We start from the raw sequence: 22,518 nt of genomic DNA, 5'->3' as shown, positions 1-22,518 counted from the left end.
ATGACCCAACGTTTCGATTCGCCGGTTTCGCTCCGGCGCCGCCGGCTCGTGTCCGCGCTGCCGGTTGCGCTGTCAGCCTCGCTGTCAGCCACGCTACTCAGCGCAGCAGGCACAGGCTTGATTTCGACTTCAGCCGCAGCAGCCACGTCGGCAGCAAGCGAGAAAACCGATCCGTCTGTCGACCTCAGCAAAGTCCGTTTGCGTGTTGCAACCTACAAAGGCGGCGACGCTACGCTGCTGAAAACCGCAGGCCTCGCGGATACGCCCTACACCATCGACTGGTCCGAATTCCAGTCCGGCAACGCGATGGTCGAGGCGATGAACGGCGGCTCGCTCGATATCGCCTCCGGCAGCGAAATCCCACCGATCTTCGCGCGGCTGCAGAACGCTCAGGTGCGCGTGATCGCCGTCTACAAGGACGACGTTAACAATCAGGTGGTGCTGGTCCCGAAGGGCTCGACGATCCGCTCGATCGCCGATCTGAAGGGCAAACGCGTCGGCTATCTGCGCGCCACTACGACGCATTACTACCTGCTGCGTATGCTCGAAGAGGCGGGGCTGTCGTTCAGCGATATTCAGGCCACTTCGCTAGCGCCGCGAGACGGTTTTGCCGCTTTCAACGCCGGTTCGCTCGATGCCTGGGCGATCTACGGCTACAACGTGCCGCTTGCGATCTCTCAAACGGGTGCGCGTGTGCTGAAAAACGCCAACGGCTATTTGTCCGGCAATTACCTGTACTACGGTCATCCGTCGGTACTTGCCGATCCGCAACGGCGGGCCGCGTCCGCGGATCTGCTGGTGCGGCTGCAACGCGCCTGCACGTGGTTCGGCCAGCATCAGGACGCCTACGCGAAGGTGTTGTCCACGGAGTTGCGGGTGCCCGAGGAGGCGATCCGTTCCTTGTATCGCAACCAGAGCCAGGCGCGTCGCGTGACCGGCGTCACGGCGGCGGACATCGCCAGCGAGCAGCAGGTTGCCGATACGTTTGCGCGTGCCGCGGTCATCGACCGGCATGTCGACGTCGCACCGTTATGGACCGACACCTTCAACGCCGCGCTCGCCCGCGGTGCGTGACAAATTCAAGTCAACCCACATTCTGAACATTCGATGACTCAAGCTTTGAGACCGGACCGGTTGCGCGCGTTCGTCGGACGGATTGCGTCGCTCGTCGACGAACGCGCGCCCGAAGCGCATCTGCTCGAAGCGGGCGGCGCCGCGCTGCGCGAGCTGATCGCCCACGACGACTGGTTGCCCGACGCCTTCGCGCAGCCCGACCCCGAGCGCTATCAACAATTCCTGTTGCACGCGGATTCGCAGCAGCGTTTTTCAATCGTAAGTTTTGTATGGGGACCGGGCCAGTCGACGCCGGTTCATGACCACACCGTATGGGGTTTGATCGGTGTGTTGCGTGGTGCGGAAATTGCTCAGGGGTATCGCATCACGCCAAACGGCGCGCTGGAAGAAGAGGGGGCGGCAAAGCGCCTCGATGCCGGCGCGGTGGATGCCGTCTCGCCACGCATCGGCGATATCCATCGTGTGAGTAATGCTTTTGACGATCGTACGTCGATCAGCATTCACGTGTACGGTGGAAATATTGGCGCGGTGACGCGTTCCGTCTATCCGGCCGGCGGAGGCCGAAAAACCTTTATCTCCGGCTACTCGAACGATGTGTTGCCGAATATCTGGAATGTTTCGAAGGAGTCCCTGATCTCATGAGTTTCGCTACAGAATTCCGTATCCGATCATTCAAAGACGTGCGCCGCGCACTGCTCGAGCGCGAGGAAATCGCGCTCGTCGACGTGCGTGAGGAGGATCCGCACGCACGCAGTCATCCGCTGTTCGCGGCCAACCTGCCGCTCTCGCGGCTCGAACTGGAAGCGCCGGTGCGCTTGCCGCGCCGCGACGTGCCGATCGTCGTATTCGACGATGGCGAAGGGCTTGCTGAACGCGCCGCACGCCGCTTGAGCGAGCTGGGCTATACGAATGTCGCGCTGCTCGATGGCGGTTTGCAAGGCTGGCGCGAGGCGGGCGGCGAGCTGTTCCAGGACGTCAACGTGCCGAGCAAGGCATTCGGCGAACTGGTCGAAAGCGAGCGCCATACGCCGTCCCTCGGCGCGCCGCAGGTGCTGGCGTTGCTCGATCATGAAGCCGATGTGGTGGTGCTCGACGCACGCCGTTTCGACGAATACCAGACTATGAATATTCCCGGCAGCATCAGCGTGCCGGGCGCGGAACTGGTGTTGCGTGCGCGGCAGCTCGCGCCGAATCCCGCCACGCGGATCATCGTCAATTGCGCGGGGCGCACGCGCAGCATCATCGGTGCGCAATCATTGATCAATGCGGGCGTGCCGAATCCGGTCGCGGCGCTGCGTAATGGCACCATCGGCTGGACGCTTGCTGGTCAGGCGCTCGCGCACGGCAGCTCGCGGCGCTTCGAGCCGATTGCCGACGACACGCTTCGCCTCGCCGCCGCCGATTCTGCGCGCGGGGTAGCGGATCGCGCCAAGGTAGGCCGCACTTCGCGCGACGAAGCGCGTCGCTGGGCCGATGAAGCGGTGCGCACCGTTTATCGTTTCGACGTGCGTACGCCGGAAGAATACGAAGCGGGCCACGTGCCCGGTTTTCGCAATGCGCCGGGCGGTCAACTCGTGCAGGAGACCGATATGTTCGCGCCGGTGCGCGGCGCGCGCGTGATCCTCGCCGACAACGACGGCGTGCGCGCGAACATGAGCGCGTCGTGGCTCGCGCAGATGAACGTCGAGGTGTATGTGGTGGACGGCTTGGGCAACGCGGACTTCAGCGAAAAGGGCGCCGCGCCCGCTGCGCGCTTTGCGCCCACGCCGCCCGTTGCCGAAGAGATCACACCGGCCGGACTGGTGACGTTGCTGCAATCGCCGGGCACTGTCGTGCTGGATTTCACGACCAGCGCGAACTATGCGAAGCGCCATATTCCCGGCGCATGGTTCGCGATTCGTGGCCAACTCGACGAAGCGTTACGCAAGCTGCCGGATGCGCAGCGTTATGTGGTGACCTGCGGCAGCAGTCTGCTTGCGCGCTTTGCCGCACCTGAGTTGGCGGCGCTGACGGGCAAGCCGGTGCAGGTGCTGGCCGGCGGCACGAATGCGTGGGTCGAAGCGGGCTTCGCCGTGGAGAGCGGTGAGACGCGGCTGGCGTCGCCGCGCATCGATCGCTATCGTCGTCCGTATGAGGGAACCGATAACGCGCGCGAAGCGATGAACGCGTATCTGGAGTGGGAGTACGGCCTCGTCGCTCAGCTTGGGCGCGACGGTACGCACGGTTTTCGCGTGATCTGATGAGCAAGCGGCGCGTGGCTCAAGCCGCGCGCTGCGCTCGCGCCTCCTTGAATTGCTGCTCGATCGCCGCGCCGAAGCGCTCGACCGGCTGTTGCAATTTACCCAGCACGCGCGGATGCACGAGCCAGATATCGATGAGCGGTTTGAAGTCGCTGATCGACACGATGTCGAGTGCGTCCGCGTGAGCGCTGGCGTGCAGCAGCGGTAAAGGAACGAGGCCGAGACCGTTGCCGTCGGCGACCAGTTGCAATTGCAGTTCGGTGCCGAGCGTTTCCAGATTGAGCTTGAGCGCGAGCCCGAGACCCGTCAGCGTGCGTTGCAGGCCATCGCGAAAGCCGCATCCATCCGGATTCAACACCCACCCGATCGACTGGCATTCCGCCAGCGTGTGCGTGCGTTTTTTCAACATGCCTTTCTGCGCGACCACCGCCAGTTTGATGCGGCCAAGCGAGCGCGCCGACAAGATCTCGTCGAAGGTCTTGTTGCTGGGCAGCAGCATCGCGGCGGCGTCGAGTTCGCCCTGTTCGACACGTTGCAGAAGCTGGCTGCCCCAACCGGTCGACGCACGCGCCTGCAGGTCCGGATAGGCCGACTTGAGGCCGCGCATCGCATCGGTCAGCGCGATATCGGCAATGGTCTGCGCGACGCCGAGGCGCAGCGTGCCCACCGGCGGCGTGTCGGTGGCGACGATCTCGCGCAGCACATCGAGTTCGCGCTGGATCACGCGGCATTGTTCGTAGACGATGCGGCCCGTTGCCGTCGCCTTGAGCGGACGTGTATTACGGTCGAGCAATTCGACGCCGAGCGCCTCTTCGAAATTCTGCAGGCGGCGCGTGATCGCCGGTTGCGTGAGGCCGAGTGAGAGCGCTGCCTGTTGCAATGACTGACAGCGAATGACGGTGACGTAGGCGTCGATTTCGTCGATCTTCATGATGAGCGGTGACTTGATGAGTGCGCCACGAGGCGCAAGATTCGTGCGTTCGATGATACCTGTATCGATGTGCGCGCACGCCTCGCCGGGCAAGAAAATTCGCATATTTGCTTAGCAGAATAATGCGTTTGTCTTATACAGATGCGTGCCTTATCGTCGATAGCACATTATCTGAATGCCACGACGTAATCGCCGCCATGACGACTTCTAGTTCTAAGTTCTCCGCCTCATCCGTATTGCAAAGCGCGTTGCTCAAACCACTCGGCGCGGCAGTGCTCGCACTGTGCGCGACGCTTTGCGCAACGCAGTCCTATGCAGCGGATCTGCCCGTGCTCAAAGTCGGCGACCAGTCCTTGCAAACCCGCGGCATTCTCGAAGCATCCGGACAACTCAAAGACCTGCCGTACAAGATCGAGTGGTTCAACTTTCCTGCCGCGCAACCGCTTGGCGAAGCACTGAATGCCGGCGCGGTGGATGTCGGCGGACTCGGCGACGCGCCGCTCGTGTTCGCGCTCGCAGCCGGCGCGCGGGTACGTGCGGTCGCGGCAACCCGATCGAATCCGCTGGATCTGGCGATCGTCGTCGGCGCGCAATCGCCGTTGAACGATGCTGCCAGCCTGAAGGGCAAACGCATCGCCACGACGCGCGGCTCGATCGGCCACTATCTCGCGCTCGCCGCGTTGAAGAAGGCCAACGTGCCGGTCAGCGACGTCACGTTCGTGTTCCTCGCACCCGCCGATGCGAAAGCGGCGCTTGCTTCGGGCAGCGTCGACGCATGGTCGGTGTGGGACCCGTACACGGCACTCGGTGAAGCGCGCGATCACGATCGCATCATCGCCAACGGCGTCGGTCTGTCCGAAGGGCTGAGCTATCAGGTTGCAACCGAACGCGCGATCGCGGAGAAGCGTGTGCAACTTGCCGACTTCCTGCGACGCGTGGCGATTGGCCAGCGTTGGGCACTGTCGCATCCCGACGAAGTAGCGGCGATGCAATCGAAAGTCACCGGTCTGCCGACCGATGTGCTGAAAACCGTCTATCAGCGCGGCCAGGTGCATCCGGTTGCGATCGACGACAGCGTCGTCAGCGCGCAGCAGCGCACCGCCGATACCTACGAAGCCGCCAACGTGATTCGTGCGCATCTCGACGTGCGTACGAGCTTCGATCGCAGCTTCCCGCTGCCTTGACGCGGCCTGCCGGAGTCCTTGCATGAATGCCCCGATTGCCGAAAGCGCGGTGACGCGCCGTCATCCACCGCTCGATAGCGCTGCGTTCGACGCGCTGCTCGCGCGGCTCACGAGCGAGTTCGCTGCCGGTGCGGCTCACTACGACCGCACGGCGGAATTTCCGCACGCCAATCTGGCGCGCTTGCATGAATTCGATCTGCTCTCGTTGACCGTTCCCGCATCGCTTGGCGGCGCGGGTGCGAGCTTGCCGCAGGCCTTGAAGGTGGTGCGCGCAGTGGCGCGCGGCGAGCCGTCCACGGCACTCGTGCTGGTGATGCAATACCTGTTTCATCATCGCTTGCAGGGCAACCCGGATTGGCCCGTCGAACTGCGTGAACGTGTGGCGCGTGAAGCGGTACGCGATGGCGCTTTGATCAACTCGCTGCGCGTCGAGCCCGAGTTGGGCACGCCGGCACGCGGTGGTTTGCCATCGACGATCGCGAAGCGCAGCGCCGATGGCTGGATCATTGATGGCAGCAAGCTGTACTCGACCGGCAGCCCAGGTCTCACGTGGCTTGCGGTTTGGGCGCGCAGCGACGAGACGCCGCCGCGCGTCGGCGTGTGGCTGGTGCATCGGGACACTCCGGGCGTGCGAGTCGGCAGCGAGTGGAATCATCTCGGCATGCGCGCCACGGGCAGTCACGAGCTCGTGTTCGACAACGTGTTTGTGCCAGCTGCTCACGCGGTTGACGTCCATCCGCCCGGCGAGCCGGGTGCGGGACTCGATGCACTCGGCTTCGCGTGGATGAGCGTGCTGTTGTCGGCGGTGTATGACAGCGTCGCACGGGCGGCGCGCGACTGGTTCGCGCAATGGGCCGCTGAACGCACACCCGGCAATCTCGGCGCGCCGCTCGCAAGCCTGCCCGCGTTTCAGCAGACGCTCGGCCGCATCGACGCGCTGCTGTTCAGCAATCGCGTGCTGCTCGATGCAAGCGCGCACACCGAGCGCGTGACACTCGACGAAGCGCCGCTCGTCAAATACACGGTGACTAACCAGGCCATTGAGGCGGTGCAACTGGCCGTCGAAGCGAGCGGCAATCCCGGTCTGAGTCGCGACAATGCGCTCGAGCGTCACTATCGCGACGTGCTGTGCGCGCGAATTCATACGCCGCAGAATGATTCGGTGCTACAGGGGGCAGGGCGCTCGGGTTTCGCTGCGTTTGTCCGCGCGTAGGGAGAACTGCGCGACCGCCGTGCAAACCGTGGACTGCGCCTGCGCAGCCCACTGCAAATCCTCTGCCAATTCGGTGTAAACGCGCTCTCGTTTAAATCCGGCAATCCGTTTAGATTAGCTGCACTTGAGGGGCTTATCGAGGGACCAGGGCGGCCAAACAAGCAGCGGTCCGCCATTCCGGCGACGGCGCAAGGTCAGAGGCCAAGGTCTCTCACCGCTTCGCCCGGGACCGGACCGCTGCGCGTCGTCCGCGATGCTGCGTTTCAAGCGGCTGTTCAGCCGCTGTTTGGTTTCCGGTTTGACCGTATCGACCGACTTGGCGACGCTTTGCACAGCGTCGCCTTTTTGTTTGTGGCGACGGTTTCTCGCATTCCACTGCAAATTACGCCACACGGCGGCCCATGACCGCCTTGCTGCCTTCGCTCGCGGTTTTTTCCGCACGCGGTTATCCTGTAGTACACCCTACACAACGGGATGCGGGCGGATTGCCGCTTTGTGTCCGTACAGGAAACTCGCTGTGAGCCTCAAACTGCTTACTGTCGCGATGCTGGCCGCGTGCGTTGCACTGACCGGTTGCGACGACCAACAGAGCGACCGCGCCGTGCAAAAATTCAAGGAATTCTTCAACGCCGTCAAGCCGGACGCGTTGCTACTCAAGAATATGACGCCGGGTATTACCACCGAGGCGCAGATCCGCGATCAGATGGGCAAGCCGGAAACCGAGCGCACGTTTACCGACGGTTCGAAGCGTTTCGAATATCCGCGCGGCCCGCAAGGACTGAACACGTACATGGTCGACATCGATCGTGACGGTAAATTGCAAGCCATTACGCAGGTGCTGACCGCCGACAACTTCGGGAAGATTCGGATCGGCATGACTGAAGACGAAGTACGCCGCCTGCTCGGCAAGCCAGGCCAGATCGCCGTGTTTCCGCTGAAGCCGGAAACCGTGTGGAGCTGGAAATGGCGCGAGGGCGGGGTGACAGAAGAAGGCATTTTCAACGTGCACTTCGACCAATATCAGAAGGTGTACACGACATCGCGCTCGGACGTGATACGCGGGCGCTAGCCGATAAAAGGCGGGGAACACATGATACATCGACGTCGATACAGCCGGATCGGGCTGGTGTTGGGGGGCGGCGCAGCACGTGGCTGGGCGCATATCGGTGCGATTCGCGCGTTGCACGATGCGGGCATCAAGCCGGATGTGGTGTGCGGCACGTCGATTGGCGCGCTGGTGGGCGCCGTGTATGCCAACGGCGATCTCGACTGGCTTGAAGAATGGGTGTCGAAGCTTACCTGGCAAACCGTGGTGAGGCTGCTCGATCTACGTTTTTCGGGCGGCTTGCTGGGCGGGCGCAAGGTGATCCAGATATTCGCGGACAAATTCGCCGGCCGCTCGATCGCGCAATTGAACATGCCGTTCGCGGCGGTGGCCACCGAACTCGATTCGGGCCGTGAGAGCTGGTTGCAGGACGGCAGCGTGGTGGACGCGGTGCGTGCCTCGATTGCGATTCCGGGGATTTTCACGCCGGTTTATCACAACGGTGTGTGGCTGGTGGATGGCGGTTTGAGCAATCCGGTGCCGGTTTCGGTGGCGCGCGGCATGCGGGCGGATTGCGTGATCGCGGTCGATCTGAACAACGACATTCTGAATGGGCGCGATTTTGGTGGCGCGGCGGTTGACACGCCGGCACTGGATCCGGATGCGCCGCCGCCGGTCGCGTTGCGGCGTAATGGGAAGCCTTGGCCGCGCTGGCTGGCACCTGCCGAAGGACGCGCTTCCGATGATGTGCGGGTGGCGCCGGCGCCAAGTGCGCGGGTGCCTTCGATGCTGAGCTCGATCGCGCAGAGTATTGACATCATGCAGGTGCGGATTTCGAGGAGTCGCCTTGCCGGTGAGCCGGCGGATATTTTGATTCAGCCGCGGCTGGGCGGGATGGGGATTTTTGATTTTCACCGGGCCGGGCCCGCGATGGAGGAGGGGCGCGCTGCGGTGGAGTATATGTTGCCGGCTATTCGGGCTCGGCTGGGGATTGAATGAGGGGTTGGTTTTTTTGCCTTCGCGGCGCTTTTTGGCCGTGTTCTTAGGGCTTTGGCCTTTCCTTGAATTGTTAGTGGTGTATTAGCGTTTCCCCTGTGCGGGGGGCACCTACTTTTCTTTGCCGCCGCAAAGAAAAGTAGGCAAAAGAAAGCGGCTAGAAGCCCCTGCTAAGCGGGCACCGTGGTTTGCCAGGGGTAGTGGTGCGACTGGAATCTGTGTTCGTGCCGCTGTTTGGGCTTGTGACAAGGGCGTCATACTTCCGGCGGCGCTGCGCGCTCCGAAGAGTCGTTCATAAAACCAATCGCTACGTTTTGACGCGACGTCTTGCTACCGGGCCGTGGCTCGTCATTGGGCGCCACTGCCACTGCGATTGCAATTGGAGCGGCAACTGCAACCGCCTACGGTAGCCGCAGCCGCGACTGTGATCGTGACCGGGACGGTGATTGCAGTACATCGACATATCGTTTGAGGCGGGTTTCCCGGGGGAGTGCAGAGGCACGTCGCCGAGGCGAAGCCGACGGCCCTCACTGCGCGCAACCGAAGCCGGTGGTTTCCCCTGCAGACCCGTCCGCGACGCACGCAGTGCGGAGTGGGAGCTGATGAGTCCTTTGTCACTAACGCCGAAGGTGAGAGAACACGGATTCCAGTCGCACCACGACCCGCAGCAGACTACGGTGCCCACTTCGCATTAGCGGTTTGAGCTGCTTTCTCTTGCCTACTTCTCTTTGCAGCCGGCAAAGAGAAGTAGGTGCCCCCCCGCACAGGGGGAACGCTAATAGACCACTAACAATGCAAGGAAAGGCCAAAGTGCTAAGAACACGGCCAAACAGAGACGCGCCGCAGGCCCCAATCTATATCGAAAAAGCGACCCAAAACTTGCTAAATCGCGGCAGCGCAGACAGCGAGTCACGCACCTTACAAACCCATATCCCCCGCAGAGATAGGCCCTGCCAGCGCCCAGCCAGAGCAAACACCCCATTGCTGCACCGCAGCACACCCTCCGTCTCTCTTTGAGAAATTAATTTCCGCTTGCGAGACTCCGCGCCATGCCGGATGAGTCGGGCAGGCCTAACCCGCCCCCCATCCATGACATCCTCAATAAAACCTGGATGGAGACACGCGTGTTCCTTTACGGCTTTGGTCCGGTGTTGCTGGCCGGCACGATCCAGACGATCGAGCTGTCCGTCCTGTCGCTGGCAGCCGCCGTGCTGCTCGGCCTCGCGGGCGCGGCGGCGAAACTCTCCTTCAATCGCCCACTCAGGGCAATCGCCACCGGCTATACGACCCTGATCCGCTCGGTGCCCGACCTCGTGCTTATGCTGCTGCTCTTCTACAGCATCCAGATCGCGGTCAACAATCTCACCGATGCGCTCAATCTCCCGCAGTTCGATATCGATCCGTTCGTGGCCGGTGTGCTGACGCTCGGCTTCATCTACGGGGCGTACTTCACCGAGACCTTCCGCGGCGCGTTTCTCGCCGTGCCGCGTGGCCAGCTCGAAGCGGGCAGTGCCTACGGCATGAGCGGCGCGCGAGTATTCACGCGCATCCTGTTTCCGCAGATGATGCGTTTCGCGCTGCCGGGCATCGGCAATAACTGGCAAGTGCTCGTCAAGGCCACGGCGCTCGTGTCGATCATCGGTCTCGCCGATGTCGTCAAAGCCGCCCAGGACGCCGGCAAGAGCACCTTCAACATGTTTTTCTTCATTCTGGTCGCCGCGCTGATCTATCTGGCGATCACCACCGCGTCGAATCTCGTGCTGATCTGGCTGGAAAAGCGCTATTCCATCGGCGTGCGTCACGCGGAGCTCTAAGACCATGATCGACATTCTCAATCAATTCTGGCGCGCGTTCCTGTACTGGGACGGTCAGCGCATGTCCGGTCTGGCGGTCACGCTGTGGCTGCTGGTGGCGTCGATCGGGATCGGCTTTTTCATGGCGATTCCGCTCGCGGTGGCGCGCGTATCGAAGAAGCGCTGGCTGTCGACGCCGGTGCGTCTCTACACTTACGTGTTTCGCGGCACGCCGTTGTACGTGCAACTGCTCTTGATCTACACCGGCATGTACAGCCTCGAATTCGTGCGCTCGCATCAGTTGCTCGACGCGTTTTTCCGCAGCGGCTTTCACTGCGCGATTCTCGCCTTCGCCCTGAACACCTGCGCGTACACCACCGAGATTTTCGCCGGTGCGATCCGTTCGACTTCGCACGGCGAAGTGGAAGCGGCCCGTGCCTACGGGATGAGCTGGTTCACGATGTACCGCCGCATTGTGATACCGTCCGCGCTGCGCCGGGCGCTGCCGTTGTACAGTAACGAAGTGATCCTGATGCTGCACGCCACCACGGTCGCGTTTACGGCCACGGTGCCGGACATTCTGAAGGTGGCGCGCGATGCGAATTCCGCCACGTATCAGTCGTTCGACGCGTTCGGCCTCGCGGCGCTGATTTACCTCGTGGTGTCGTTTGGGCTGGTGGCCTTGTTCCGTCGCGCGGAGCGTCACTGGCTGGGTTACCTGGCGGTGCGCACGCACTGAGCAGGCATGTTTCGATTGAGCGGCGCGGCAGGTTCGCGCCGTCACGTAGATTGATCCGTATTTTCAAAGGGAGAGCATCTTGCTCCACACGACTCAAACCGAAGCTTGCAAGCTCGCCGTCCAGGACATCCACAAGCGCTACGGCGACAACGAAGTGCTCAAAGGCGTGTCGCTGAACGCAAACAAGGGTGACGTGATCAGCATCATCGGCGCGAGCGGATCGGGCAAGAGCACATTCCTGCGCTGCATCAATTTTCTCGAGCGGCCGAACGCGGGGCAGATCGTCGTCGACGGCGAAATGGTCAAGACTAAAGCCGACCGCGCCGGCAATCTGGAAGTGGCCGATCACAAGCAGCTGCAACGCATCCGCACAAAACTGGCGATGGTGTTCCAGCACTTCAACTTGTGGGCGCACATGAACGTGATCGAGAACATCGTCGAAGCACCGATTCATGTGCTCGGCATGTCGCGTCGCGAAGCCGAAGAACGGGCGCGCGAATATCTCGAGAAGGTGGGTCTCGCGCCGCGTCTGGAAAAGCAGTATCCGTCGCATCTGTCGGGCGGTCAGCAGCAACGGGTCGCTATTGCGCGTGCGCTGGCGATGAACCCCGACGTGATGTTGTTCGACGAACCCACTTCCGCGCTCGATCCCGAACTGGTCGGCGAAGTGCTGAAGGTGATGCAGAAGCTCGCTGAAGAAGGCCGCACGATGATCGTCGTGACGCACGAAATGGGCTTCGCGCGCAACGTGTCGAACCATGTGATGTTCCTGCACCAGGGCCGCACCGAAGAAGAGGGCTTGCCCGCTGAAGTGCTGACCACGCCGCGCAGCGAACGGCTGAAGCAGTTCCTCTCCGGCAGCCTGAAGTAACGCGCGGCTCGCGCATTCCGCGTTTTACTGACAAGTGATGGCTCGCACGTCCAACCCGGCTCGCACCACGCAGGTCGCCATCGTCGCCTTGCCGCCGGTGTCGATGTCGGGCGTCGGGCCGATCGTCGACGCGCTCAATCTCGCCAACGAAATCGACGGCCGGGCGCTGTACCGCGTGCAAGTGTGTTCGTGGGACGGCCGTGCGGTGTCCTTGTCGGGCGGCGCACAATGGCCGGCCGATGCCGCCTTCGGCGATGCGATTTCGTGCGACTGGCTGATCATCGTCAGCGAACGGTTCCAGCAATTCGCGGACTACCGGCTGTTTTTGGCAAGTTTGTCGCGCGTCGGGCAGCGCACGCCGCTCGTCACCGGTATTCATCACGGTGTCTGGTGGCTGGCGATGGCGGGGCAGTTGTCCGGCTATCGCGTGAGCGTCAACTGGGAAACCTATCAGCAGTTCTCCGAGCAGTTCGAGCGCTCGATCGTCACCCAACAGATTTTCGAAATCGACCGTGATCGCGCAACCTGCGCGGGCGGTCAGGCGACCGTCGACTTCATGCTGGCGATGATCGGCCGCGATCACGGGCCCGAATTGGCGGACCGGATTGCCGATACGCTCGGCGTCGGTGTATTGCGCGCGGGCGAAGAGCGTCAACGCATTCCGTTCGTGACCGCACCGGGCGAGCGTCATCCGCGTCTGAACGATGCGCTCATGCTGATGGAAGCGAATATCGAAGACCCGCTGACCACCGATGAAATCGCCGGTCTCGTCGGTGTCTCGCGGCGTCAGTTGGAGCGCCTGTTTCGTCAGTACCTCGGCTCGATGCCGTCCAAATACTATCTGGGGCTGCGGCTTTCGAAAGCGCGCACGCAATTGCAGCGCACCAGCAAATCAGTGGTGCAGATCAGCCTTGCTTGCGGATTTTCGTCGGCGGCGCACTTTTCGAATGCTTACCGCGAACGCTTCGGTGTCACACCACGCGAGGATCGTCGTAACTGGATCGACAAGCAGACCGGTGCGACCGGCGCCGCGGCCAGCGAGCCGCGGCCGGCCGCGTTGATCGAACGGCCCGACCAGGCGGAATAACCAGGAGTAAGCGGCCGGAAAGCGCGCAGTCTGCAAGCTGCACGCGACATATCCGCCGGAAGCTCATAGAAAGCGTCGCGTATGCGCAAGACTTAACGCGCGCAGTTTCCTACACTACGTGTACTACCTCTCACCTGTAACGAGGATTCGCCATGAACGACCTGACTGTGACACGCCAGACCTTCGACGAAGTGATGGTGCCGGTGTTTTCGCCCGCCGCCTTCGTGCCGGATCGCGGTCTCGGCTCACGCGTCTGGGATACGCAAGGCCGCGACTATATCGACTTCGCCGGCGGTATCGCCGTCACCGCGCTCGGTCATGCCCATCCTGAACTGCTGAAAGTCCTGCACGATCAGGGCGGCAAGCTGTGGCACATCGGTAACGGCTACACCAATGAACCGGTGCTGCGTCTTGCCAAACGTCTCGAAGACCTGACCTTCGCCGACCGCGCGTTCTTCGCCAACTCGGGCGCGGAAGCGAACGAAGCCGCCTTGAAGCTGGCGCGCCGCGTCGCGTTCGAGCGCCATGGCGCCGATAAGGTCGAAATCATCTCGTTCACGCAGTCGTTCCATGGCCGTACGTTCTTCACGGTGAGCGTCGGTGGCCAGCCGAAGTATTCGGAAGGCTTCGGCCCGGTGCCGGCCGGCATCATCCATCTGCCTTACAACGATATCGAAGCGGCGAAAAAAGCGATCGGCGCGAAGACTTGCGCGGTGATCGTCGAGCCAATCCAGGGCGAGGGCGGTGTGATCCCGGCCGATCCGGCGTTCCTGAAAGCGCTGCGCGAAGCCTGCGATGAGCACGGCGCACTGCTGATTTTTGACGAGGTACAAACGGGTGTGGGCCGCAGCGGCTATTTCTACGCGTATCAGGACACCGGCGTGACGCCGGACATCCTGACCACCGCGAAGGCGCTCGGCAACGGTTTCCCGATCGGCGCGATGCTGACCACCAAGGAACTGGCCGCGCACTTCAAGGTTGGCGTGCATGGCACGACCTACGGCGGCAATCCGCTGGGCGCGGCGATCGCGGAGAAGGTGGTCGAGCTGATCAGCGATCCGAAGGTGCTCGAAGGCGTGCGTACCCGCAGCGAAGCATTGAAGGGCCAACTCGCGAAGCTCAACGAACGCTTTGGTCTGTTCAAGGAAGTGCGTGGCAAGGGTCTGTTGATCGGTGCTGAGTTGACCGATGCGTTCAAGGGCCGCGCGAAAGATTTCGTCACCGCTGCGGGTCAGCACGGCGTGATCATGCTAATGGCGGGTCCGGACGTGCTGCGTTTCGTGCCCTCGCTCATCATGCCGCTCGACGACATGTATGAAGGCTTCGCGCGTCTGGCGAAGGCGATCGAAGAGATCGTCGGCGCAAAGACTGAAGCCGCGTCGAAGTGAACCACGGCAGCGAGCTAAAGCACTGAATCATGCGTCACATTCAACAGGAACGATGATGCTCTTCGTACGCCCCGGCCGCCTCGCCGATCTCGATGCGCTCGAACATATGGCGCGCACCGCGCAACCGGTGCTACATTCGCTGCCGCACGACCGGGGCGCGCTCGAAGCGCGCGTCGCGTTGTCGGAAGACTCGTTTCGCGCGGATGTCGATTTTCCGGGCGAGGAGTTCTATCTGTTCGTGCTCGAGGACGCACAGAGCGGCAAGCTGATGGGCACGGCGAGCATCGTCGCCGCAGCCGGTTACTCCGATCCGTTCTACGCGTTTCGCAATGACGCGCTGATTCATGCGTCGCGTGAATTGCACGTGAATCGCAAGATCCACGCGCTGACCATGTCGCATGAATTGACGGGCAAGAGCCGGCTGGCGGGCTTTTACATCGACCCGTCGCTGCGTGGCGATGCGGCCGCGCATCTGATGTCACGAGCACGGATGATGTACATCGCCGCCAATCGCAAGCGCTTCACGCCTGAAGTGTTCTCGCTGCTGCTCGGCGTGACCGACGACTCAGGTGTGTCGCCGTTCTGGGAAGCGGTGGGGCGCAAGTTCTTCGGCCGCAATTTCGCCGACATCGAAATCGAATCGGGCGGGCGCAGCCGCACCTTTATCGCCGAAGTGATGCCGACCTATCCGATCTACGTGCCCTTGCTGCCGGAAGCGGCGCAGCGCGTGCTCGGCGAACCGGATTCGAAGGCGCTGCTCGCGTATGACATTCACCTCGAAGAAGGCTTCGAGACGGATCGCTTTATCGACATTTTCGACGCGGGCCCGGTGTTGACTGCGCAGGTGGATCGCAGCGCCTGCGTGACGCGTAATGAAACACGTGTGGTGCGCGAAGCCGGCGCGGCTGCCGGGGGCTCGACTTATCTGATCGCGCATAACGGGGCGGACGGTGAGTTCCGCTGCGTGCTCGATACCTTGTCGGGCGAGAAGGCGACCGGCGCGTCGCTGTCGCATGCGGCGCGCGCCGCACTCGGCGTGCAGGAGGGCGACGCGGTACGCTGCGTGCCACTGCATCAGCCGCATCAGGAAGAATTGACGGGAGACGCACGATGATCGTCGTTCGTGTAGTGCAACGAGGCGATGTGGACGCGCTCATGCGGCTCGCGCAGGAGACCGGTCCCGGTCTCACCACCTTCAAGCCGGATCGCGATGCTCTTGCGGCGCGCGTTGAACGTGCCCGCCGCACGATGGAAGACAAGGCCGAGCCGCACGAAGCCGGTTACTTCTTCGTGATGGAAGACACCGACACCGGCGACGTGGCCGGCGTCTGCGGCATCGAAACGTCAGTCGGTCTGCAGCAACCGTTCTACAACTATCGCGTGAGCACGGTGGTGCACGCGAGCCAGGACCTCGGCATCTGGACGCGCATGCGCGCGCTGAACATTTCGCATGACCTGACGGGTTACGCCGAAGTGTGTTCGCTGTTCCTGAGCCCGCGTTACCGCACGAGCGGCGTCGGCGGTTTGCTGTCGCGTTCGCGCTTCATGTTTCTCGCGCAGTTTCGCGAGCGCTTTCCGCAGCGTTTGTGCGCGGAATTGCGCGGCCATTTCGATGCGGAAGGCACCTCGCCGTTCTGGCGTGCGGTCGGCTCGCATTTCTACCAGATCGATTTCAATGCGGCGGATTATCTGAGCTCGCACGGCCGCAAGGCGTTTCTCGCCGAGCTGATGCCGCGTTATCCGGTGTATGTCGAACTGCTGCCGGAAGAGGCGCAGGAATGCGTCGGCCTCACGCATAACGACACGATTCCGGCGCGCCGCATGCTCGAATCGGAAGGGCTGCGCTACGAGAATCACGTGGATATCTTCGATGCGGGTCCGGTGCTCGAATGCCATATCGCCGACTTGCGCACGGTGCGCGAAAGCGTGGTTGTGCCGGTCGAGATCGCCGACGTACCGGCGGGCGCGCCGCAGGATGCGCCGCGTTCGATGGTATCGAATACGTCGCTGGGCGATTTTCGCGTGGGCGTGGCCGCGGGCGTGCCGCAAGACGGCGTGTTCCGTATGAGCGCCGCCGAGGCGGCCGCACTCGACGTCAAGGCAGGCGACCCGGTTCGGGTGCTGCCGCTGAAACACAAACAAGGATGATCATGAGCGAGATTTTCATCGACGGCGAATGGGCCGCCGGCACAGGACCCGCATTCGCGTCGCGCAACCCGGGTACGGGCGCGACGGTTTGGGAAGGCAATAGCGCATCGGCGGACGACGTCGATCGTGCGGTGCGCAGCGCGCGCCGTGCGTTCGCGGCGTGGTCGGCGCTAAGCCTTGACGAGCGTTGCGGCGTGGTGCGCCGCTTCGCCGCGCTCGTGACGGAACGCAAGGAAGCGCTTGCCGAAGCGATCGGCCGCGAGACCGGCAAACCGCTGTGGGAAGCGCGCACTGAAGCCGCTTCGATGGCGGCGAAGGTCGAGATTTCGATTCAGTCGTACAACGAGCGCACCGGCGAAAAGCGTTCGCCGATGGCTGACGGCACCGCCGTGCTTCGGCATCGTCCGCATGGCGTGGTCGCTGTGTTCGGGCCGTATAACTTCCCGGGGCATTTGCCGAACGGACATATCGTGCCGGCGCTGATCGCGGGTAACGCAGTGGTGTTCAAGCCGTCCGAACTCGCACCAGGTGTAGCGGCCCTCACGGTGCAGATCTGGCGCGATGCGGGCTTGCCCGCCGGCGTGCTGAACCTCGTGCAAGGTGAGAAAGAGACGGGCATTGCGCTCGCCAACCATCGGCAGATCGATGGCCTGTTCTTCACGGGTAGTTCGGATACCGGAACATTGCTGCACAAGCAATTCGGCGGCCGTCCGGAGATCGTGCTGGCGCTGGAGATGGGCGGCAACAATCCGCTCGTGATCGGACCGGTGGCGGATGTCGACGCCGCGGTGCATCACACGATTCAATCGGCGTTTCTGTCGGCGGGGCAGCGTTGCACGTGCGCGCGCCGTATCTTCGTACCGAACGATGCGTTCGGTGACCGTTTTGTAGAGCGCCTGACGGAAGTGACGTCGCGCATCAGCGTCGGCGAATACAACGCCGATCCGCAGCCGTTTATGGGCGCGGTCATTTCAGCGAGTGCGGCTTCGCGTTTGGTGGCGGCCCAGGAGCGTCTTCTGGCCGACGGCGCGAAAGCACTGCTGAGGATGGAGCAGCGCGATCCGAAACTCGGCTTCGTCACGCCCGCGATTCTCGACGTGACCGCCGTGAAGGACCTGCCGGACGAGGAGCATTTCGGACCGCTGGCGCAGATCATCCGCTACGGCACGTTCGACGAAGCGCTCGAAAAAGCCAACGATACCGAGTTCGGCCTCTCCGCCGGCCTGCTCGCCGACGACGAAGCCCTGTGGACGCATTTCCAGCGCACCATACGCGCGGGCATCGTTAACTGGAACCGGCCGACCAACGGTGCATCGTCGGGCGCGCCGTTCGGTGGTCCAGGACGTTCGGGCAATCACCGGCCGAGCGCGTTCTATGCTGCCGACTACTGCGCGTACCCGATGGCATCCGTCGAAAGCGCGCAACTGCAAATGCCCGCGAGCGTTTCGCCGGGCCTTCAATTCTAAGGATCGACGATGCAAGCCACTGAAGCCAATTTCGACGGTCTCGTCGGCCCGACCCACAATTACGCCGGACTCTCGTTCGGCAACGTTGCGTCGCAGAACAACGAGAAGTCGGTCGCCAATCCGAAGGCCGCTGCCAAGCAGGGCCTGCGCAAGATGAAGCAGTTGGCCGATCTCGGCTTTCATCAAGGCGTGTTGCCGCCGCAGGAGCGTCCTTCGATGCGCCTGTTGCGCGAGCTCGGTTTTTCGGGCGACGACGCGACGGTGATCGCACGCGTGGCTAAAGACGCGCCCGAGTTGCTGGCCGCCGCAAGTTCGGCTTCGGCGATGTGGACCGCGAATGCGGCGACGGTGAGTCCGTCAGCCGACACGCACGACGGTCGCGTGCACTTCACGCCGGCCAATCTGTGCAGCAAGCTGCATCGCGCGATCGAGCATGAATCGACGCGCCGCACCTTGCGCGCGATTTTCAGCGACGCGGATCGTTTCGCGGTGCATGAAGCGCTGCCCGGCACGCCGGCACTCGGCGACGAAGGCGCAGCGAACCACACGCGTTTCTGCTCGGAATACGGCACACGCGGCGTCGAATTCTTCGTGTATGGCCGCAGCGAATATCGCCGCGGACCGGAGCCGAAGCGTTTTCCCGCACGTCAGACCTTCGAGGCGAGCCGCGCGGTCGCGCATCGTCACGGCCTGGCAGAAGCGGCCACGGTGTACGCACAGCAGAACCCCGACGTAATCGACGCGGGCGTGTTCCATAACGACGTGATCGCGGTCGGCAACCGCAACACGCTGTTCTGCCATCAACTCGCGTTTGTCGAACAGAAGGCGGTGTACGACGAATTGCGCACGAAGCTCTCCGGGCTGAAGGCCGAGTTCAACGTGATCGAAGTGCCCGACGCGCAAGTGAGCGTGTCCGACGCGGTCACGTCGTACCTGTTCAACAGCCAGTTGCTGACGCGCCCGGACGGCAAGCAGGTGCTGGTGGTGCCGCAGGAATGCCGCGAAAACGAGCGCGTGGGTGCATACCTTGACGAACTGACCGCGCACACCGGTCCGATCGACGACGTGCTCGTGTTCGATCTGCGCGAAAGCATGAAGAACGGCGGTGGCCCGGCATGTTTGCGTCTGCGCGTGGTGCTGAACGATGCGGAGCGCGCGGCGGTGACGCCTGGCGTGTGGATCAACGACAAGCTGTTCGGCCGCCTCGATACGTGGATCGAAAAGCACTATCGCGATCGTCTCGCACCGTCTGATCTGACCGATCCGCAATTGCTCGCCGAGTCGCGCACCGCGCTCGATGAACTGACGCAGATTCTCGGCCTGGGTTCGCTGTATGACTTCCAGCGCTGAGCACGGTATGACGGTTTCGATGCTCGACGATTTCCTTGCCTATACGTTAGCGGGAACGCGGCCCGGCGCGCAGGAAACGCAGGGCGTGTGCGCCGACAACGGCAACGGCGTGCGATGGTCATGGCTCGACGACGGCGTGCTGCTGATGGAGCCCGCGGTGCGGGATGAAGGCATCCGCAGCGTGCTCGTCTCTGCCGGCGTGCATGGCGATGAAACCGCGCCGATTGAATTGCTGTCGTATCTCGTGCGCGATATCGCGCGAGGCGATGCCGCGCTGACGTGCCGCTTGCTGGTGATTCTCGGCAACGTCGACGCCATGCGCGACGCGTGCCGCTATCGCGACGACGATCTGAACCGCCTCTTCAGCGGACGTCACGAGCAGGTGCCGCATAGCCACGAAGCGCCGCGCGCGGCGGCGTTGGAGCGTGCGGCAACGCAGTTCTTTGCCGCGGCCTCGCAGGAGCCGGGCGCCCGTTGGCACATCGACATGCACACGGCGATCCGCCCCTCGGCTTTCGAGCAATTCGCCTTGTTGCCGCACACCGGCAAGCCGTTTTCGCGCGCCATGTTCGAGTGGCTCGGCGAAGCGCGCATCAGCGCCGTCCTGCTTCATACGACTAAGGGCAACACCTATTCGCACTTCACCGCGCATGCGTGTGGCGCCGAAGCGTGCACGCTCGAACTCGGCAAGGTGCGCCCGTTCGGGCAGAACGATCTGACGCGTTTCGCCGGTGCGGACGAAGCGGTGCGTCATCTGCTGGCCGGCACAAAGAACGGCAACGCGCCCGCGGCAATGCCGCGCGTGTTCACCGTAATCGACCAGCTCACCAAGCAAAGCGACGCATTCGAATTGCTGGTGGCCGCGGATGTGCCGAATTTCACACCCTTCGTGAAAGACACCGTGCTCGCACGCGACGGCGATTATCGCTACGCCGTGCGTCACGATGAGGAACGTCTCGTGTTCCCGAACGCAACAGTCAAGCCTGGCTTGCGCGCGGGTTTGCTGGTGATCGAGACGACGCAGGACACGCTGTCCGGTCTCGTTTAGACGCGCCATTGCAGAGCAGAACGTCGCGCGCCTTCGCGCGCAACGTCTCATCCCAAACCGCTTACGCGGCCTGCGTCGTGGTCTCCCTGACCAGTCCTTCCGCCACCATCGCCTCACGTACCTTCGGCCGCGCTGCCACGCGGGCCAGATACGCGTTGAGGTGCGGATACGGGCCTAGATCCACTGACAGCATCCGCGCCCAACTCAACACCGTGAACGCGTACGCATCGGCGACCGAGTACTGTCCGGTGAGATAGTCGCGCGACGTCAGTACACCCTCGAGTTCGCTAAAGCGTGTCGCGAGTTTCGTGCGGCATTCGAGTTTCGTCGATTCGGCTGTCTCCTGATGCCAGAGCCACGGGCTGAAGGTCTTATGCAATTCTGTGCTGATATAGGTGAGCCATGCGACCGCTTCGAGCCGCTGTGGCGTTCCAGCGGGCGGTAGCAGGGCGCGCTCCGGCGCAAGATCGGCGATGTATTGCAACAGCGCGGCGCCCTCGGTATGGCGCGAGCCGTCGTCGAATTCGATGAGTGGCACGTAACCGCGCGGCGAGATCGCGTAGTAGTCGTCGCCATTGGTGAGCTTGTGCGTTTGCAAGTTGACCTTGACGGTGTCGAAGTCGAGCCCGGCTTCGCGCAGGGCGATATGAACGGCCAGCGAGCAGGCGCCCGGTGAGTAATAGAGTTTCATGGTGTCACCGCTATAAACGAGAGTGAAGTCCCGGCAGGTGCCGGTGGCAAGGCTCGTCGGCCGACAAGTCGATGTGGTAAAAGTAGCCCGGATCGCATTCAGAATAAACAGGCGGCTTGCCAAACCATGCGTGCAAAAACGCAATACGAACTGACTTCGGCGGATACCCAGACCATTCTTGCGTTGGTGCGCGCCGGCACGCTGGTGGAAGCCGCGCAGCGCCTGGGGATCGACGCCTCGACGATTTTTCGCTCGGTGCAGCGGATCGAACGCGGGCTCGGGCAGCGTCTGTTCGAGCGTTCGCGCAGCGGTTATCGCGCGACGCCGCTCGGTGCGCAACTGGCGCGTCACGCCGAGCGCATCGAAAGCGAGTTGGCGGCGGCGCGCTCAACCGTGCAGGCAAGCAGTGACCGCGTTAGCGGCGCGGTTCACGTGACGACCACCGATACCGTGCTCTACGGCCTTCTGCTGCCCGCGTTGCATGATTTCGCGGCGCTGCATCCGGCGCTGTCGTTCGAATTGACCGCCACCAACAGCCTTGCGAGCCTGACCAAACGCGACGCTGATATTGCCGTGCGCGCTACGCGCCGCGCACCGGATCATCTGGTCGGCAAACATGTGGGCCCGCTGCGCATCGCCGTGTTTGCCGCGAAGGCGAGCGGTATCCGGGCGAGCGATGCCGATGCGCTGTCGCGCTGCGATTGGGCGGCACCGGACAGTTCGCTCGGCGATCATCCTTCGGTCTTGTGGCGCAAGCGCCATTGTCCGACGGTCGAGCCACGCTACAAAACCAATAGCGTGATGGCGGTGTTCGAACTGGTGGTGCGCGGTTTCGGCGTCGGCATCTTTCCTACCTTCCTCGCGCGTGATCGCGACGATCTCGTGCAACTGACTCCGCCGCTCGACGAAGCCGAATCGCAGGTCTGGGTGCTGGCGCATCCGGAGTCGCGGCATCTGCCGCATGTCGCGGCGGTGTACACGCATCTGTCGCAGCGGCTCGGCAGCGATTTCGCGGCCGGCGATGGCGCGGTCTGACGTGCATCGGGGTGCGTGCCGGCTTGCCTGAGCGCGACACGAAGTTGCACCTTTAAGCGCACGTTAGCCGGTTCGCCAAACGAGCCTGGCAAAGGGGCGCCCACAGGGCTTGCGATTACCCACAATTTTTGGTGGTTCCCCTCTGTTAACAAGGAGTCCATTCTGTTAACTTCGTTGCATGTCCAGTCGACGAAGGAATGCGATCGATGTCAAACAGAG

The 22,518-nt window shown here is 62.8% G+C and carries 20 protein-coding genes; 18 read left to right on the top strand and 2 right to left on the bottom strand.

All coding sequences use genetic code 11. The features are described 5' to 3' along the window. The 3 genes from KHO33_RS29800 to KHO33_RS29790 are packed head-to-tail and all read left to right on the top strand — an operon-like array spanning position 1 to position 3,314. A complete protein-coding gene (locus tag KHO33_RS29800) occupies positions 1–1,074 on the top strand; it encodes an ABC transporter substrate-binding protein (protein ID WP_128576918.1) in 1,074 nt (357 codons plus the stop codon). 33 nt (positions 1,075–1,107) lie between these two features. Next, entirely contained in the window at positions 1,108–1,716 is a 609-nt protein-coding gene (locus KHO33_RS29795) for a cysteine dioxygenase family protein (RefSeq protein WP_200566492.1), read from the top strand. Continuing rightward, positions 1,713–3,314 carry a rhodanese-related sulfurtransferase gene (locus KHO33_RS29790; RefSeq protein ID WP_200566491.1) on the top strand — a complete coding sequence of 534 codons (1,602 nt, stop codon included), beginning with the start codon at positions 1,713–1,715 and terminating at the stop codon, positions 3,312–3,314. Before KHO33_RS29795 ends, KHO33_RS29790 begins: the two co-directional genes overlap by 4 nt. Positions 3,315–3,333: 19 nt before the next feature. On the opposite strand, the gene KHO33_RS29785 is transcribed toward KHO33_RS29790, so the two are convergent. After that, complete coding sequence (locus tag KHO33_RS29785) at positions 3,334–4,245, bottom strand: LysR family transcriptional regulator (RefSeq protein WP_054043524.1); 912 nt, start codon at positions 4,243–4,245, stop codon at positions 3,334–3,336. 197 nt (positions 4,246–4,442) lie between these two features. Between KHO33_RS29785 and KHO33_RS29780 the strand changes: the two genes are divergently transcribed. From KHO33_RS29780 to astE, 14 genes are all read left to right on the top strand, one after another. Beyond that, positions 4,443–5,429, top strand: a complete 987-nt coding sequence (locus tag KHO33_RS29780) for an ABC transporter substrate-binding protein (RefSeq protein ID WP_200566490.1) — start codon at positions 4,443–4,445, stop codon at positions 5,427–5,429. Positions 5,430–5,451: 22 nt separating this feature from the next. Then, entirely contained in the window at positions 5,452–6,642 is a 1,191-nt protein-coding gene (locus KHO33_RS29775; RefSeq protein ID WP_054043517.1) for an acyl-CoA dehydrogenase family protein, read from the top strand. Positions 6,643–7,159: 517 nt separating this feature from the next. After that, positions 7,160–7,711: a hypothetical protein gene (locus KHO33_RS29770; protein ID WP_054043519.1), complete on the top strand. Its 552-nt coding sequence runs from the start codon at positions 7,160–7,162 to the stop codon at positions 7,709–7,711. 21 nt (positions 7,712–7,732) lie between these two features. Next, on the top strand, positions 7,733–8,686 hold the full coding sequence (locus KHO33_RS29765) for a patatin-like phospholipase family protein (RefSeq protein ID WP_093646802.1): 954 nt from the start codon (positions 7,733–7,735) through the stop codon (positions 8,684–8,686). 1,121 nt (positions 8,687–9,807) lie between these two features. Continuing rightward, positions 9,808–10,497, top strand: a complete 690-nt coding sequence (locus tag KHO33_RS29760) for an ABC transporter permease (protein ID WP_012432581.1) — start codon at positions 9,808–9,810, stop codon at positions 10,495–10,497. 4 nt (positions 10,498–10,501) lie between these two features. Next, positions 10,502–11,215: an ABC transporter permease gene (locus KHO33_RS29755; RefSeq protein ID WP_054043065.1), complete on the top strand. Its 714-nt coding sequence runs from the start codon at positions 10,502–10,504 to the stop codon at positions 11,213–11,215. A 79-nt stretch (positions 11,216–11,294) separates the two neighbouring features. Then, complete coding sequence (locus KHO33_RS29750) at positions 11,295–12,086, top strand: ABC transporter ATP-binding protein (protein ID WP_054043063.1); 792 nt, start codon at positions 11,295–11,297, stop codon at positions 12,084–12,086. A 37-nt stretch (positions 12,087–12,123) separates the two neighbouring features. Then, positions 12,124–13,173: a GlxA family transcriptional regulator gene (locus KHO33_RS29745; protein ID WP_054043062.1), complete on the top strand. Its 1,050-nt coding sequence runs from the start codon at positions 12,124–12,126 to the stop codon at positions 13,171–13,173. A 152-nt stretch (positions 13,174–13,325) separates the two neighbouring features. After that, positions 13,326–14,561: an aspartate aminotransferase family protein gene (locus KHO33_RS29740; RefSeq protein ID WP_054043060.1), complete on the top strand. Its 1,236-nt coding sequence runs from the start codon at positions 13,326–13,328 to the stop codon at positions 14,559–14,561. Positions 14,562–14,616: 55 nt separating this feature from the next. Further along, on the top strand, positions 14,617–15,675 hold the full coding sequence (gene aruF / locus KHO33_RS29735) for an arginine/ornithine succinyltransferase subunit alpha (protein ID WP_200566532.1): 1,059 nt from the start codon (positions 14,617–14,619) through the stop codon (positions 15,673–15,675). After that, on the top strand, positions 15,672–16,709 hold the full coding sequence (gene astA / locus KHO33_RS29730) for an arginine N-succinyltransferase (protein WP_054043058.1): 1,038 nt from the start codon (positions 15,672–15,674) through the stop codon (positions 16,707–16,709). The genes aruF and astA overlap by 4 nt, the downstream gene beginning before the upstream one ends. Before the next feature lie 2 nt (positions 16,710–16,711). Next, positions 16,712–18,175 (top strand): succinylglutamate-semialdehyde dehydrogenase, encoded by a 1,464-nt coding sequence (astD, locus tag KHO33_RS29725; protein ID WP_200566489.1) that lies wholly within the window; start codon positions 16,712–16,714, stop codon positions 18,173–18,175. 9 nt (positions 18,176–18,184) lie between these two features. Then, positions 18,185–19,525 (top strand): N-succinylarginine dihydrolase, encoded by a 1,341-nt coding sequence (gene astB / locus KHO33_RS29720; RefSeq protein WP_200566488.1) that lies wholly within the window; start codon positions 18,185–18,187, stop codon positions 19,523–19,525. Continuing rightward, entirely contained in the window at positions 19,509–20,573 is a 1,065-nt protein-coding gene (gene astE / locus KHO33_RS29715; RefSeq protein ID WP_234480689.1) for a succinylglutamate desuccinylase, read from the top strand. The genes astB and astE overlap by 17 nt, the downstream gene beginning before the upstream one ends. A gap of 61 nt (positions 20,574–20,634) precedes the next feature. Here the strand turns inward: astE and gstA are convergent, their stop codons facing one another. Next, entirely contained in the window at positions 20,635–21,264 is a 630-nt protein-coding gene (gene gstA / locus KHO33_RS29710; protein WP_054043053.1) for a glutathione transferase GstA, read from the bottom strand. Positions 21,265–21,390: 126 nt separating this feature from the next. On the opposite strand from gstA, the gene KHO33_RS29705 reads away from it, so the two are divergent. Further along, positions 21,391–22,299 (top strand): LysR family transcriptional regulator, encoded by a 909-nt coding sequence (locus tag KHO33_RS29705; RefSeq protein WP_054043051.1) that lies wholly within the window; start codon positions 21,391–21,393, stop codon positions 22,297–22,299. Positions 22,300–22,518 lie beyond the last annotated feature (219 nt).

This window comes from Paraburkholderia nemoris (genome assembly GCF_905221015.1).
Lineage (GTDB): Bacteria > Pseudomonadota > Gammaproteobacteria > Burkholderiales > Burkholderiaceae > Paraburkholderia > Paraburkholderia nemoris.
Note: the sequence above shows the minus strand (reverse complement) of the source record. Positions and strands in the feature narration are given on the sequence as shown.

Excerpts from the sequence above, each read along its gene's own strand:
- KHO33_RS29800 (WP_128576918.1), top strand. The coding sequence starts at position 1 with ATGACCCAACGTTTCGATTCGCCGGTTTCGCTCCGGCGCCGCCGGCTC.
- KHO33_RS29795 (WP_200566492.1), top strand. The coding sequence starts at position 1,108 with ATGACTCAAGCTTTGAGACCGGACCGGTTGCGCGCGTTCGTCGGACGG.
- KHO33_RS29790 (WP_200566491.1), top strand. The coding sequence starts at position 1,713 with ATGAGTTTCGCTACAGAATTCCGTATCCGATCATTCAAAGACGTGCGC.
- KHO33_RS29785 (WP_054043524.1), bottom strand. The coding sequence starts at position 4,245 with ATGAAGATCGACGAAATCGACGCCTACGTCACCGTCATTCGCTGTCAG.
- KHO33_RS29780 (WP_200566490.1), top strand. The coding sequence starts at position 4,443 with ATGACGACTTCTAGTTCTAAGTTCTCCGCCTCATCCGTATTGCAAAGC.
- KHO33_RS29775 (WP_054043517.1), top strand. The coding sequence starts at position 5,452 with ATGAATGCCCCGATTGCCGAAAGCGCGGTGACGCGCCGTCATCCACCG.
- KHO33_RS29765 (WP_093646802.1), top strand. The coding sequence starts at position 7,733 with ATGATACATCGACGTCGATACAGCCGGATCGGGCTGGTGTTGGGGGGC.
- KHO33_RS29755 (WP_054043065.1), top strand. The coding sequence starts at position 10,502 with ATGATCGACATTCTCAATCAATTCTGGCGCGCGTTCCTGTACTGGGAC.
- KHO33_RS29745 (WP_054043062.1), top strand. The coding sequence starts at position 12,124 with ATGGCTCGCACGTCCAACCCGGCTCGCACCACGCAGGTCGCCATCGTC.
- KHO33_RS29740 (WP_054043060.1), top strand. The coding sequence starts at position 13,326 with ATGAACGACCTGACTGTGACACGCCAGACCTTCGACGAAGTGATGGTG.
- aruF (WP_200566532.1), top strand. The coding sequence starts at position 14,617 with ATGCTCTTCGTACGCCCCGGCCGCCTCGCCGATCTCGATGCGCTCGAA.
- astA (WP_054043058.1), top strand. The coding sequence starts at position 15,672 with ATGATCGTCGTTCGTGTAGTGCAACGAGGCGATGTGGACGCGCTCATG.
- astD (WP_200566489.1), top strand. The coding sequence starts at position 16,712 with ATGAGCGAGATTTTCATCGACGGCGAATGGGCCGCCGGCACAGGACCC.
- astB (WP_200566488.1), top strand. The coding sequence starts at position 18,185 with ATGCAAGCCACTGAAGCCAATTTCGACGGTCTCGTCGGCCCGACCCAC.
- astE (WP_234480689.1), top strand. The coding sequence starts at position 19,509 with ATGACTTCCAGCGCTGAGCACGGTATGACGGTTTCGATGCTCGACGAT.
- gstA (WP_054043053.1), bottom strand. The coding sequence starts at position 21,264 with ATGAAACTCTATTACTCACCGGGCGCCTGCTCGCTGGCCGTTCATATC.
- KHO33_RS29705 (WP_054043051.1), top strand. The coding sequence starts at position 21,391 with ATGCGTGCAAAAACGCAATACGAACTGACTTCGGCGGATACCCAGACC.